This is a genomic window from Methylobacterium organophilum (genome assembly GCF_022179465.1).
GTDB classification, from domain to species: domain Bacteria; phylum Pseudomonadota; class Alphaproteobacteria; order Rhizobiales; family Beijerinckiaceae; genus Methylobacterium; species Methylobacterium organophilum.
The window spans coordinates 490287-504072 of the sequence record NZ_BPQV01000002.1 but is presented as its reverse complement, the minus strand read 5'-3'; the positions used below and the strand labels follow the sequence as shown (position 1 = coordinate 504072).

Genomic DNA, 13786 nt, shown 5'->3' with positions numbered 1-13786 from the left:
TCAGGCCGGGGCCAGGCGCAGGCTCGCCGGCAGGAACAGCCGGGTCTGCGCGGTGATCTCCGCGCGCAGCGCCTCGGCGCCGGGGCAATCCGGGATCACCTCGATCGCGTCGCGGCAGAGCCGGCGCAGGCGCTCGATGGCCCCGCCCATGCCGAGCAGGGCCGCGGCGTTCGGCCGGCCGAGGGTCACGTCGCGGCCGGCGGGCTTGCCGATCTCCTCCTGGCGGCAGGCCACGTCCCGCAGGTCGTCGGCGACCTGATAGGCCTCGCCCAGGCATTCCCCGAGCAGCCGCCAGGGCAGGGCCGCCTCCCCCGCCGCGGTGGCGCCCGCCACCGTGGCCGCGGCGAACAGGGCGCCGGTCTTGGCCTGCTGGTAGTCGCTGAGCGCCACCGTCGGCTCCGATTCCCAGGCCTGGCCGGCGCAGATGCCGGCGGGCGAACCCACCGCCCGGGCGACCAGCCCGACCAGGGCCGCGAGGCGCGAGGGCCGCCGGGCGGCGCCCCGGGCCAGCGTGTCGAAGGCCAGCACGATCAAGGCGTCCCCCGTCAGCACCGCCAGGGGCTCGCCGAAGGCCACGTGCACGCTCGGCTTCTGCCGGCGCATCGGCGCGTCATCGAAACAGGGCAGGTCGTCATGCACCAGCGAGGCGCAGTGCAGCAGCTCGATCGCGCCGGCCGCCGCGTCGGAGGCTTCGGGATCGTCGTCGCCGCAGGCCCGCGCCACCGCCAGGCAGAGCCGCGGCCGGATCCGGTGGCCCCCGGGAAACACCGCGTACCGGATCGCCTCCGCCAGCCGCGGCGGCGCCCCCGGCGCCTCCGCCCGCGCCACCGCCATATCGAGCGCCGCCTCGATCCGTCCGCCGGCATCCATGGCTCTCTCCCGGTGTGTCGTTTGTTTGTCGCTCTTGTATGTCAACAAAGATTGACACTTAATGGCGTCCGGATCAATGGCCGCCAGGAGCGTGGGATCGTGGCCTCCGAGCGGATCGTCGTGGTCGGAGCCGGGGTGGCGGGGCTCGTCGCCGCCCTGCGGCTCGCCCATGCCGGGCTCGACGTGCTGCTGCTGGAGCGGGCCGCCCGCCCGGGCGGCAAGATGCGCAGCCTCAAGGTCGATGGCCGCCTGGTCGAGGCCGGGCCAACCGTCTTCACCATGCGCTGGGTCTTTGACGAGATCTTTTCCGAGGTGGGCGCGGCCCTGGAGGAGAGGGTGTGCCTGACGCCCGCGCGCCTGATCGCCCGCCACGCCTGGAGCCGGACCGAGCGGCTCGACCTCTTCGCTGACGAGGAAGCCTCGGCCCGGGCCATCGCCGACTTCGCCGGGGCCCGCGAGGCCGAGGGCTATCGCCGCTTCTGTGTCCGGGCGGCGGAGGTCTACCGCACCCTCGAAGGTCCCTTCATCCGCGGCGAGCGGCCGGGGCCGGTCGAGCTCGGCCGGCGGGTCGGCCTGTCGGGCCTCGGCGACCTCTGGCGCATCCAGCCCTTCGCCACGCTCTGGTCGGCGCTCGGCGAGTACTTTCGCGATCCGCGCCTGCGCCAGCTCTTCGGCCGCTACGCCACCTATTGCGGCGCCTCGCCCTTCGCCGCCCCCGCCACCCTGATGCTCGTCGCCCATGTCGAGCAGGCCGGGCTCTGGACCCTCGAGGGCGGCCTCTCCGGCCTCGCCCGGGTGCTGGCGGCGCTCGCCGCCGAGAACGGGGCGCGGCTGCGCTACGGCGCGCAGGTCGACCGCATCCTCACCGAGGCCGGGAGCGTGACCGGCGTGCTGCTCGCCAGCGGCGAGCGCATCCCTGCGGACGTGGTCGTCGCCAATGCCGATGCGGCGGCCTTCGGGCTCGGCCTGTTCGGACGCGCGGCGGCCTGCGCCGGCGACCGGATCGCGCCGCCGGAGCGCTCGCTCTCCGCCCTCACCCTCTGCCTGAACGCGCGGGCCGAGGGGTTTCCCCTCGCCCACCACAACGTGTTCTTCTCCGCCGATTACCGGGCCGAGTTCGCCGAGATCCTGACCCGGCGCCAGCTCCCCTCCGACCCGACCGTCTATGTCTGCGCCCAGGATCGGGCGGCGGAGGGCGGCGCGGTTTCGGGGCCGGAGCGCCTGCTCGTCCTCGTCAACGCCCCCGCCGATGGGCGCGAGCGCCCGCCCACCAGCCCGGAGATCGCCCGATGCGAGAGGACTCTGACGGAACGGCTCTCGGCCTGCGGGCTCACTCTGACCCCGGCGGCGGCCCCGGCGATCACCACGCCGGAGGGCTTCGAAGCGCTGTTCCCGGGGACGGGGGGCGCCCTCTACGGCCGGGCCTCCCACGGTTGGAGCGCGACCTTCAAGCGCCAGGGGGCGCGCACCCGCCTGCCGGGCCTCTACCTGGCGGGGGGGAGCGTGCATCCGGGGCCGGGCGTTCCGATGGCGGCCCAGTCCGGGCGGCTGGCGGCCCAGGCGGTGCTCGCCGACCTCGCTTCGACGGCCCGGTCGCGACGGGCGGCTATGCCTGGTGGTATGTCGACGCGCTGAGCGCGGACGGGCGCCAGGGGCTGACCGTCATCGCCTTCATCGGCAGCGTGTTCTCGCCCTATTACGTCCTCGACCGCGCCCAGGACCCCTTCGCCCATTGCGCCATGAACGTGGTGCTCTACGGCGAGCGGGCGAACCGCTTCGCCATGACCGAGCGCGGTGCCCGGGCGCTTGCCCGCGACGCCGCCTCGATCGCCATCGGCGCGAGCGCCATGGAATGGGACGGCACGGCGCTGACGATCCGCCTCGACGAGCGGGCCGCGCCCCTGCCCTACCCGATCCGCGGCACCATACGGCTCACCCCCCACGGGATCACGGAAGGCCCCTTCACCCTCGACGCGCCGGGCCTGCATCGCTGGTGGCCGATGGCGCCCTCCTCCGCGGTCGAGGTCGCGCTGGAAGAGCCGGCCCTGCGCTGGCGCGGCACCGGCTATTTCGACACGAACGACGGCGACGGCCGCCTGGAGGACACCTTCTCCGACTGGACCTGGTGCCGGGCCGACCTCTCCGAGGGGGCGGCCATCCTCTACGACGTGCGCCGGACGGACGGCAGCGGCCAGAACCTGTCCCTGCGCTTCGCCCGGGACGGCCGCCGCCGGGAATGGCGCCCGCCGCTCCCCGCCGCTCTGCCGCCGACGCGGCTCTGGCGCATGGGCCGCTCGACCCGCAGCGACGACGGCGCCGCCCGGGTGCTGCGCACCTTCGAGGACACCCCCTTCTACGCCCGCTCCCTGCTCGCCACCCGCCTCGACGGCGAGGCGGTGCGGCCGGTGCACGAGAGCCTGTCGCTCACCCGCTTCCGCAACCCTTTGGTGCAGCTGATGCTGCCGTTCCGGATGCCGCGGGTGCCCGGCTGAACGCGAGAGGCGCCGCCCCTTTCGGAGCGGCGCCTCTCGAACTTAGTCCTCTGTGAGGGCCGGATCAGGCCGCCTGCTGGCTCTTCTGCAGCAGCTTGCGGTTGATCAGCACCTCGGCGATCTGCACCGCGTTCAGCGCCGCGCCCTTGCGCAGGTTGTCGGAGACGCACCAGAAGTTCAGGCCGTTCTCGATGGTGGCGTCCTCGCGGATGCGGGAGATGTAGGTGGCGTCCTCGCCCGCCGCCTCGTGCGGGGTCATGTAGCCGCCGTTCTCGCGCTTATCGATCACGAGCACGCCCGGGGCCGCACGCAGGATCTCAGTCGCCTGCTCGGGGGAGAGCGGGCGCTCGAACTCGATGTTCACCGACTCGGCATGGCCGATGAAGACCGGCACCCGCACCGCGGTGGCCGTGAGCTTGATCTTGGGATCGAGCATCTTCTTGGTCTCGGCGACCATCTTCCACTCTTCCTTCGTGTAGCCATCCTCCATGAACACGTCGATGTGGGGGATGACGTTGAAGGCGATCCGCTTGGTGAACTTCTTCTGCACCACCTCGCCGGCGGTGAAGACCGCGCGGGTCTGGTTGAACAGCTCGTCCATGGCGTCCTTGCCGGCGCCGGAGACCGACTGATAGGTCGAGACCACCACGCGCTTGATGGTCGCCGCCTCGTGCAGCGGCTTGAGCGCGACCACGAGCTGCGCCGTGGAGCAGTTCGGGTTGGCGATGATGTTGCGCTTGGTGAAGCCCACCACCGCGTCGGCATTCACCTCGGGCACGATCAGCGGCACGTCGGCGTCGTAGCGGAAGGCCGAGGAGTTATCGATCACCACGCAGCCCTGCTGGCCGATGCGGGGGCTCCACTCTTTCGAGGCCTCGCCGCCGGCCGACATCAGGCAGATGTCCGTGTCGGTGAAGTCGTAGGTGTCGAGGGCTTTGACCTTGAGAATCTTGTCGCCGAAGGAGACTTCCTGGCCCTGGCTGCGGCGCGAGGCCAGCGCCACGACCTCGTCGGCCGGGAAGGCGCGCTCGGCCAGGATGTCGAGCATCTCGCGGCCCACATTGCCCGTGGCTCCGACGACGGCGACCTTGTAACCCATCTCATCCGCTCCGCTTCGCGGGTCCCGGGCGTTCTGCGCCGAAGGGACCGTGCCGCCTCGTCGCGACCCTCGCGGCGGGCGGCCTTGCCGAAAGGGGCGGGCCTGCCGTTCCGGAAAGCCGGGATCGCGGGTGCCCCAAGCAAACGAGCCCGCCCCCGCTCAGGCGGGGTGGGCTCCGTTCGCGGGTGCACAAAGCGCCCACGCGCGCGTGCTGTCAAGGGCGGCCCCGGGGCGACCGGCAGGATCCTGCCGGAGGCGAGACGAAAGAAAGCGTTCACTGTAACCGGAGGCAGCCGGGGACGAATCCGGCCCGTCCCTTCCCCCGGAAACCGAAGCTTGGGGCCCGCGGCCGCACAGCGGAAGGCCGGGAAGGCGCGCTGCCTTCCGCCCCCTTTCGGGAGTGCCGCCGATGCGCAGAGAGCCGAGCTTCGAGCCCGACGAGAGCGCCGCCGAGGAGCCCGCCCCGCGCCTGCTGGTGCGGGCCAAACCCTTCCGCCGCCTGCGGCGCGCCGGCCAGCTCGCCAGCGCCGCCGCCCTGATCGCCGGCCTCGCCCTGGTGGCCCGGGACCGCGGCCCGGCGCCCCCGGCCCCGGCGCCCTGGAGCGACCCGCCCCGGGCGCTCGCCCCCGTCCGCGCGGCCACGCCCGTGGCCGCCGGCGGGCCCCTGCTCGGCCTGGAGCCGGCGCAGCCGGACCTGCCCCTGCGCACGGAGCCGCCCCGCTGGAACGCCGCCACGGGCCTGCGCGAGGACGCGCTGACCTCGGGCAGCTTCGACGCGATCGAGGCGCCCTATCTGGTGCTGACCATGACCGATGGCGCCGAGACCGGGTCGAGCCTGTTCGTCACCCTCGCCCGCCGGGCGGCGGACGGGCGCGGCCTCGCCGTGACGCGCACGGGCGAGCGCGGGCAGCTCGCCACCAAGTTCGGCGCCTTCGAGACCGTGGCGGCGACGCTGTCCGGCGAGGGCAGCCGGGCCTGCCTCGGCTTCCAGAGCCTGGAGACCCAGGCCATGCGCCTCGATGGCTGGCTCTGCGGCATCCTCGGCCAGATGCCGGAACCGCGGGATCTGGCCTGCGCCGTCGATCGGCTGGTGCTGAAGGGCACATCGGTGTCGCCGCTGGAGACCGCCTTCACCCAAGCCGAGGCGCGGCGCGACCCCTCCTGCAAGGCCGGCACGGGCGCCGAGGCGGCCCAGGCGGGGGAGGCCACCGGCTCGATCACCCCTGCGAAAGCCGGGAAACCCACCGCGCATTCCGCCGCTCAGAAACGCGCACGAAAAAATGAGGCGTTATTGCGGCAAAACGCACAAGCTTCGCGCTAGGGCCGGAACAACGGCCCCGCTCACACGTCTATTCGCCAAAGGCCGGATTCCTTAAGGAAGCTTGGCCATACTGTCCCCGGTTTCAACAAGGTGGTCCTATGCGCTCGACCAAGATAGCCCTGCTGGGCGCCCTTACGCTCTCCGCCATCGGTTTCGGCACGGCCGCCGAGGCACAGGGCCCCTACGGCAATCCGGGCTACGTGCGCGTGAGCCAGCCGCTGCCGATCCGCATCCGTCCGCGCAGCTGGCTCGACGCCGGCAACGTGACCGAGCCCGGCAACGGCTCCGTGATGAACCCGGCCACCAACCCGGCCTTCATCGCCGCCTCGAACGCCCTGAGCCCGGTCTACGGCCGCAACGACCTCTATGGCGGCTCGAACCTGCCCGACCCGATCACCAACGGCCCGTTCATCGGCGCCCGCTCGACCGCGATCCGCAACGTCGACTTCTCGGCGGTCGACGCGATCGACCCGACCTCCTACGTCTCCCGCACCGGCCTGAACCCCTACCGGTAAGCCGCCGCGGCCACGGACACGAAGCGGGCCCCTTTTGGGGCCCGTTCTCGTTCGGGACGGCTTTCGGCCGGATCGGAGCGTGGGAAGCGGGGCGAGGGGCTGCACGCGACCGACACGCCCAGCCGGACACCGCAGAAGCACCCCCCCTCTCCCCGCACGCGGGGAGAGGCCCGCATGGACCTTGTCGTCCATGTGGGGAGCGGAGGCGTAGCCGGAGCGGGGGTGAGGGGGCGATTCCGGAAGAGTCTCATCCGGCTGAGCCCCCTCACCCTCGGCTGCCGCCTCGCCGCGCCGACAACGAGGTCGTCGCGGCCCTCTCCCCGCAAGCGGGGCGAGGGGCTGCGCACACCACCAACGCGGGAGCCGAAAACCGCGGAGGCGCCCCCCTCTCCCCGCACGCGGGGAGAGGCCCGCATGGACCCGTCGTCCATGCGGGGAGCGGAGGCGCAGCCGGAGCGGCGGTGAGGGGGCGATTCCGGAGGAGTCTCATCCGGCTGAGCCCCCTCACCCTCGGCTGCCGCCTCGCCGCGCTGACGACGAGGTCGTCCCGGCCCTCTCCCCGCAAGCGGAGAGAGGGGATGCACATGACCGACGCGCGAGCCGAAAACCGCAGAGGCGCCCTCCTCTCCCCGCACGCGGAGAGAGGGACTGCGCGCGGCCGGCGTGCCCAGCCGGACACCGCGGAGGCGCCTCCGCTACTTCCCGATACAGAACCCCGAAAACAGCCGGTCGAGCATTTCCTCGACACCGACATGGCCGCCGACCTCGCCCAGGGCGCGCACGGCGAGGCGCAGGTCCTCGGCGATCAGCTCCGGCAGGTCGGTCGCGGGCGCGGCGACGCGGTCGAGATGCGCGGCGGCGCGGGTGAGGGCGTCGCGGTGACGCTCGCGGGTGACCAGGGCCTCGCCGCCGCCGAGGGCGGATTCGGCGCTCCGCTGGATCGCCGCGAGCAGGGCCTCGATCCCCTCCCCGGTCTTGGCGGAGAGGGCGAGGGCGTCGGCCTCCCCCGCTCCCCCCTCCCCGAGATCCGCCTTGGTGCGCACGACGAGGCAGGGCACCCCGCCCTGTGCCTGCTCCTCCGCTCCCTCCGGTGGGACGAGATGCAGGACGAGGTCGGCGGAGGCGATGCGGCGGCGGGTGCGGGCGACGCCCTCGGCCTCGATCGGGTCGGTGGTCTCGCGCAGGCCCGCCGTGTCGACGAGCACCACGGGCAGCCCGCCGAGATCGCAGCGCACCTCGATCACGTCCCGGGTGGTGCCGGGGATGTGGGAGACGATGGCCGCGTCGCGGCCGGCCAGGGTGTTGAGCAGGGTCGATTTGCCGGCATTGGGCGGGCCGGCCAGCACCACGCAGAAGCCCTCGCGCAGGCGCTCGCCCCGGCGCCCGTCGCGAAGCGCGGCGCGGATCGCGTCGCGCAGGGCGGAAGCAGCTCGGCCGAGGGCCGCGTCCAGCGCCTCGTCCGCGACATCGCCCTCGTCGGCGAAATCGAGGGCGGCCTCGGCCTGGGCGAGGAGCCCGATCGCGGTCTCGCGCCATTCCGCGACTTGGCGGCCCAGGGCGCCCTCGAGCTGGCGCAGGGCCTGCCGGCGCTGGGCCTCGGTCTCGGCGTCGATCAGGTCGGCGGTGGCCTCCGCCTCGGTCAGGTCGATGCGCCCGGCCAGAAAGGCCCGTCGGGCGAACTCACCCGGCTCCGCCGCCCGGCAGCCGGGAAAGGCGTGCAGCGCCCGCAGCACCGCCGCGCGCACGGCGAGCCCGCCATGCAGATGCAGCTCGGCCATGTCCTGCCCGGTGAAGGTGGCCGGGCCGGGCATGAACACCACGACCGCCCGGTCGAGCAGCGTGCCGTCGGCGGCGCGCAGGGTTCGCAGCGATTGGCGGCGGGGCGGCGGCAGGGCGCCGGACAGCGATTCGAGCAGGGGCGCCGAGGCCGGGCCGCTGATGCGGATCAGGCAGATCGCGGCGCGGCCGAAGCCGCTCGCGGGGGCGAAGATGGTGGCCTCGTCGGGCAAGGGTGCTCCCGGCTCCCGTCCTTCCCGGAATCCGCACCCGGTCCTGGTGTGACCGGGTGGCGGATGCGACGTCTGGCTGCGGGGCGGCGACACAATCCCGGCGGAGCGGGGTTCTGCTCAGCCGCCTCGAAGCCCCGAGGCCAGGGCTTCGAAGCCCCGGGCGCCCGGCTTCGGAGCCGTGCCGAGGCCGGCAGCGGGGCTGCGTTTTTCGCGTTACTTGTGAAGACTTGGGCTGTGCTTCTTCGGCTCAGGTGTTCATCGAGTCGAAGAAATCGGCGTTGCTCTTGGTCTGGCGCAGCTTGTCCAGCAGGAACTCGATCGCGTCGGTGACGCCCATCGGGTTGAGGATCCGGCGCAGGACATAGGTCTTCTTGAGAGAATCCGGCGGAACCAGAAGCTCTTCCTTGCGCGTGCCCGAGCGGGTGATGTCGATCGCCGGGAAGATGCGCTTGTCGGAGACTTTCCGGTCGAGGATGATCTCGGAGTTGCCGGTGCCCTTGAACTCTTCGAAGATCACTTCGTCCATGCGCGAGCCGGTATCGATCAGCGCCGTGGCGATGATCGACAGAGAGCCGCCTTCTTCGATGTTGCGCGCCGCGCCGAAGAAACGCTTCGGCCGCTGCAGAGCATTGGCGTCGACGCCGCCGGTCAGAACCTTGCCGGAGGACGGCACGACCGTGTTGTAGGCGCGGCCCAGACGGGTGATCGAGTCGAGAAGGATCACGACATCTCGGCCGTGCTCGACCAGACGTTTGGCCTTCTCGATCACCATCTCGGCGACCTGGACGTGGCGGGTGGCCGGCTCGTCGAAGGTGGAGGCGATGACCTCGCCCTTCACCGAGCGCTGCATGTCGGTGACTTCCTCCGGCCGCTCGTCGATGAGCAGCACGATCAGGTAGCACTCGGGGTGATTCAGGGTGATCGACTGGGCGATGTTCTGCATCAGCACCGTCTTACCCGTCCGGGGCGGCGCCACGATCAGGGCGCGCTGGCCTTTCCCGATCGGCGAGACGATGTCGATGATGCGCGGCGAGAAATCCTTCTTGGTCGGATTGTCCAGCTCGAGCTTGAAGCGCTTCGTCGGGAAGAGCGGCGTCAGGTTGTCGAAGTGAACCTTGTGCTTAATCTTCTCGGGGTTCTCGAAATTGATCGTGTTGACCTTGATCAGCGCGAAATACCGCTCGCCATCTTTCGGCCCCCGGATGGGACCTTCGACGGTATCACCCGTGCGCAGGCCGAAGCGGCGGATCTGTGTCGGGGAAATGTAGATGTCGTCCGGGCCCGGCAGATAGTTGGAATCCGACGAGCGCAGGAAGCCGAAACCGTCCTGCAGGACCTCGACGGTGCCCGAGCCGATGATCTCGACCTCCTTGGCAGCGAGCTGCTTCAGGATCGCGAACATCAATTCCTGCTTGCGCATGGTCGAGGCGTTCTCGACCTCGACCTCTTCGGCGAAGGCGATGAGCTCGGTCGGCGTCTTCGACTTCAGGTCTTGAAGTTTTACTTCACGAACCGTGTCGAGATCCGTCGCCGCCAGGGTCGGCTCGGCGGGAATGTCTGCGGGAGCGAGAGCGTCGTTCGATGACGTCATGTGGTGATTGATGACTTCAGGAGAAGGCGAGAAAGGCGGGGTGGCGCGGGTCGGTTGGGGAGCCTTGCACCGGGTGCCGAGGGCACCACGATCCGGTTCGTCATCGCAGGAAGCGAGGGAGCCCGCACATCGTCTCGTCGGAGCCGGGAGGCCCTGGGGATGCGGCACGGCTCAACAAGGAGAGCAATTGTCAATACCGCTTTTCGTGATCTGGCTCAAGTCCCCCGGCGCGGCGCGGCCGATATGGGCTGTGGATGTCTCAAACTATTGATTTAATTGATCTTTTTCGGAGGCGCGGTCAGCGGCGTCGCAGTCTCACGTAGAGGGCTCCCGCACCGCCGTGATGCCGGGCCGCCTCCTCGAAGCCGACGACGACGCTCTGCAGGTCCGGCCCGCGCAACCAGTGCGGCACGCTCCGGCGCAGCACGCCCCGCTCGGAGAAGGGATCGCGGGCGCCCTCCCCGCCCTTGCCCGTGACGACGAGGACGCGGGCATGGCCGGCCGCGCGCGCGCGCATCAGGAAGCCGACCAGGGCCGCATGCGCCTCCGCCTGGTAGAGGCCGTGCAGGTCGATGCGCGCCTCGATCGGCAGCAGGCCGCGCTTCAGGCCGCGATGCTCCCGCCGCTCCAGGCCGGAGGGGGCGGTCCGCGTCGGCTTCGCTGCCGCCACCGCAGGGGGGCTCGGCTTCGGCACCGCGACGCTGGGATGGAGGTCGCCGAGCTTGAGCGGGCGCTGCCCCGGGCGCGCCGCGGGCAGCACGGGCGCGGGCTTCGGGGCCGCTGCGACCGGCTTCGGCCGCGGGGGAGCCGGGTGCTCGGATGGCCGGGAAACCTTTTCTTTTTCAATGGTTTGCTGTGAGGCTTTTTCAGGCGCAGCCGTCGTCGGGCCGCGTTTCGCGCGCCCGCGCAGCGGGGTGATCAGCTTGGCGATCTCCCCCCAGAGACGCGCCTCACCCTCCGTGAGCGTCCGGGGCCGGCGGGGCTTCCTCATCGCGCGGCGTCCGCCGTCCCAGTCTTGCCGATGTGCTTGGGAAGCAGAACGACGAAGCCCACAGCATCGCGCAAGTTTCCGGCGGCGATTCCCGCCGCCTCGCCGGTGCCGACGAAGAGATCGCCCCGTGCCGGGCCAATAATCGCGCTTCCGGTATCCTGCGCGATCACCATCCGGCCGTCCGCCGTGCCCCCCGGCAGACGCCCCTCCAGCCAGAACGGCAACCCATACCGCCAAATCCCCCCATCCACCGCAAGGCTGCGACCCGGTGTGAGCGGCGCCTTGGCCGCGCCCGGCGGCCCGAGCCGCGGATCTGCGATGTCTTCCAGGCGGAAGAAGACATAGGACGCATTGGCACGCATCAGACGCCGCGCCTCTTGCGGATGCGCCCGCAGCCAGCCTGTCCAACGCGGGAGCGTCAGTCCCTCAAGAGGAAGGTGGCCCTCCTGCACGATCAGCTTCCCGATCGAGGTATAGGGGCGTCCGTTCTTGCCGTCATAGGTCAGGCGCACGATGCGGCCATCAGGCAGGCGAACCCGTCCCGAGCCCTGCACCTGCAGGACGAAAAGGTCGACCGCATCGCGTAGCCATAGGACGGGCCGGGTGCCGTTTCCCAGAACCCCATCCTCGATCTCGGCGCGCGTGGGGAACGGCACGAAACCCTCACCGATCCGACGTGCCGCGCGCAGTTCGGGATCCAGGCCGGGCGCACTCTGCCCCGGTTCAAAGCTGACAAGATCGTCGGGGCGTGCCAGGGCTGGGGTCGTGAAGCCGGGTGCCTCGACAAGGGAGCCGATCAGTTCGGGCTCGAAGTAACCGGTCAGGAAGCCCCGGCGGATCTCGTTTCCCGAACGGTCAGGGCGCAGGATGCGATAGGCGTTGAAGTTCTGCTCGAAGAAGTCGCTGGCCTTCTCGAAGGTGATCCCGTTCGAGGCCGCGCAGGCGGCTTCGAGATCGTCCGTATCCCCCGCAGCATCCGGTTGGGCCGGAACCGCCTGGCGGGTTGCGCAGCCCCGCCGAAAGGTGTCGAGAGCGGCCCTGAGATCATCGTTGTGGAAGCCGGGAAGGCTCCCGAGACGCACCGGTTCGAGAAGCGCACCGCCGACCTTGACCGTGTCGTCGGCCACGGCCAACCCGGCCTGGGCGCAGACGGCCGCGGCGAAAGCGAACCTATATCGTGCAAGGCGCGCCATCGCCCGGGCAGGTCAGTTGCCGGCCTCGGTCGCCACGAGCTGCCAGTTCGGATCCCGGCTGCCGAGAGTACGGGCGAAGGTCCAAACGTCGGGGACTTCGACCACGGTCTCCGGGCTGCCATCCACGACCTTGCCGTCCGCATCGCGGGTCGCGGTGATGAGGTTCGACAGGAAGCGGACCGTGATCTGTGCGACACGGTTGCGCACGTCCACGGCCACGATCTCGGCCTTGTCGATCGAGACGAAGGTGGTCTCGACGGTCTCGCGCCGCTTCTCGCGCTCGGCGATGGCCCTCTCGAAGCCCTCTCCGACCTCTCGGGAGAGAAGCGAGCGCAGGGTCTTCCGGTCACCCTTCGCGAAGGCGATCACGATGGTCTCGTAGGCGCTCTTCGCCCCCTCGAGGAAGGCGCGGGGATCGAAGCCGGGCTCGGCCTGCACGGCGAGTTCGAGTCCGCGCGCGACCGCCGAGCCCGGCTCGGCGATCCCGCGCCAATCGCGCGTCTCTGTCGCCGGGGCGGCTGCCGGCTGCACACGGTCGGCCCCAGGCAGACGCACGACATTGTCGCCCTCGTTCCGGCCCGCTTGCGGCTCCGTGCGATTGCGCTCGATCGGGCGGAACGGCGAGCGCTCGGCGCCGGTCTTCTGCCCCAGCACCGAACGCAGCCGCCAGATGACGAAGACGGCCAGGGCCAGGAAGATCAGGGTCGTAACGTCGAAGGAATCCTGCATCACCGATCCAAATCGTGTCGCGCGTTGGCCAACGCGGCGGTCTCCGGGGCGCCTCGACGAAAACCCCCTCGGCCGCCCGTTATCCGGCAGGGGCTCCGGGCGCAAAGAACGAGCCGCATAGCAGTCCGACGTCCTCGGCACGAGACCGGAATCGATATGGTGTGCTCCGCGAGCGGGATCCAGGCGGGTTCGCGCTTGCCGGGACAGCTTTGTGAGGAAACGTGAGCCCTTCTCCGCGGGGCGCTGCGCTTGTTCGTCGCAAACGGGCGTGATAGCGGCACGGCCGTCGAGGGCGGTTGTCCGTCGAGACCCGTTCCCAACCCATCATCGGACGAGTGTGGGCCGGACGGTCGGACCTGCGCAAGACGTGTTTTCGATAGAGAGGACAAACGCCATGGCCGACAACCCGGCTCCGAACGGCAACGGCGCGGCGGCGCAGGGCGGGGATCTCGCCCCCGCGATCAACGCGTTGGCTCAGTACGCGAAGGACCTCTCGTTCGAGAACCCGAACGCGCCGCGCTCCCTGCAGCCGCAGGAGGCGAGCCCGCAGATCAACATTCAGGTCAACGTCAACGCGCAGCAGATCGCCGAGGCCGACTTCGAGGTCGAGCTGACCCTTGAGGGCAACGCGAAGATCAACAACGATGTGCTCTTCGCCTTCGAGCTGAAGTATGCCGGCATCTTCCGCATGCGGAACATCCCGCAGGACCAGATCCATCCGGCGGTGATGATCGAGTGCCCGCGTCTGCTCTTCCCCTTCGCTCGCCAGATCGTGGCCGAGGCCGTGCGCAACGGTGGCTTCCCGCCCCTGTACATCGACCCGATCGATTTCGTGAGCCTGTACCGCCAGAAGATGATGGAAGCTCAGCAGGCCGGTGGTCAGCCCGGCGCGCCGCTGGCTTCCTGATCCAGTTCGTAGGTTCGCTTTTATCGTCGAGACCCTCCGCGGCGCGCCCGCGGAGGGTCTCCGTCTTTC

12 protein-coding genes are annotated in these 13786 nt (G+C 70.7%); 5 read left to right on the top strand and 7 right to left on the bottom strand.

What is annotated here, in order from left to right; all coding sequences use genetic code 11:
* Entirely contained in the window at positions 1-870 is an 870-nt protein-coding gene (locus MFF21_RS05035; protein ID WP_238310099.1) for a polyprenyl synthetase family protein, read from the bottom strand.
* A gap of 99 nt (positions 871-969) precedes the next feature.
* On the opposite strand from MFF21_RS05035, the gene crtD reads away from it, so the two are divergent.
* Entirely contained in the window at positions 970-2505 is a 1536-nt protein-coding gene (gene crtD, locus MFF21_RS05030; protein ID WP_238310098.1) for a 1-hydroxycarotenoid 3,4-desaturase CrtD, read from the top strand.
* Positions 2502-3362 (top strand): carotenoid 1,2-hydratase family protein, encoded by an 861-nt coding sequence (locus MFF21_RS05025; RefSeq protein WP_238310199.1) that lies wholly within the window; start codon positions 2502-2504, stop codon positions 3360-3362. The genes crtD and MFF21_RS05025 overlap by 4 nt, the downstream gene beginning before the upstream one ends.
* 64 nt (positions 3363-3426) lie before the next feature.
* Here the strand turns inward: MFF21_RS05025 and MFF21_RS05020 are convergent, their stop codons facing one another.
* Complete coding sequence (locus MFF21_RS05020) at positions 3427-4461, bottom strand: aspartate-semialdehyde dehydrogenase (RefSeq protein WP_238310097.1); 1035 nt, start codon at positions 4459-4461, stop codon at positions 3427-3429.
* Between the two features lie 409 nt (positions 4462-4870).
* Between MFF21_RS05020 and MFF21_RS05015 the strand changes: the two genes are divergently transcribed.
* Together MFF21_RS05015 and MFF21_RS05010 are read left to right on the top strand one after the other, a co-directional pair.
* Positions 4871-5782 carry a hypothetical protein gene (locus MFF21_RS05015; RefSeq protein WP_238310096.1) on the top strand — a complete coding sequence of 304 codons (912 nt, stop codon included), beginning with the start codon at positions 4871-4873 and terminating at the stop codon, positions 5780-5782.
* A 98-nt stretch (positions 5783-5880) separates the two neighbouring features.
* Positions 5881-6297 (top strand): hypothetical protein, encoded by a 417-nt coding sequence (locus MFF21_RS05010; protein WP_238310095.1) that lies wholly within the window; start codon positions 5881-5883, stop codon positions 6295-6297.
* 695 nt (positions 6298-6992) lie between these two features.
* Here the strand turns inward: MFF21_RS05010 and mnmE are convergent.
* From mnmE to MFF21_RS04985, 5 genes are all read right to left on the bottom strand, one after another.
* On the bottom strand, positions 6993-8306 hold the full coding sequence (gene mnmE, locus MFF21_RS05005) for a tRNA uridine-5-carboxymethylaminomethyl(34) synthesis GTPase MnmE (RefSeq protein ID WP_238310094.1): 1314 nt from the start codon (positions 8304-8306) through the stop codon (positions 6993-6995).
* Between the two features lie 247 nt (positions 8307-8553).
* Entirely contained in the window at positions 8554-9897 is a 1344-nt protein-coding gene (gene rho, locus MFF21_RS05000; protein ID WP_238310198.1) for a transcription termination factor Rho, read from the bottom strand.
* A gap of 298 nt (positions 9898-10195) precedes the next feature.
* Positions 10196-10888 carry a Smr/MutS family protein gene (locus MFF21_RS04995; protein WP_238310093.1) on the bottom strand — a complete coding sequence of 231 codons (693 nt, stop codon included), beginning with the start codon at positions 10886-10888 and terminating at the stop codon, positions 10196-10198.
* The gene (gene mltA, locus MFF21_RS04990; protein ID WP_373324921.1) at positions 10885-12081 is read right to left on the bottom strand and encodes a murein transglycosylase A; all 1197 of its coding nucleotides are present in this window, start codon (positions 12079-12081) and stop codon (positions 10885-10887) included. Before mltA ends, MFF21_RS04995 begins: the two co-directional genes overlap by 4 nt.
* A gap of 12 nt (positions 12082-12093) precedes the next feature.
* The gene (locus MFF21_RS04985; protein ID WP_238310197.1) at positions 12094-12810 is read right to left on the bottom strand and encodes a Tim44/TimA family putative adaptor protein; all 717 of its coding nucleotides are present in this window, start codon (positions 12808-12810) and stop codon (positions 12094-12096) included.
* Between the two features lie 394 nt (positions 12811-13204).
* On the opposite strand from MFF21_RS04985, the gene secB reads away from it, so the two are divergent.
* Positions 13205-13717, top strand: coding sequence for a protein-export chaperone SecB (secB, locus tag MFF21_RS04980; RefSeq protein WP_238310091.1), 513 nt, complete (start codon positions 13205-13207; stop codon positions 13715-13717).
* Positions 13718-13786 lie beyond the last annotated feature (69 nt).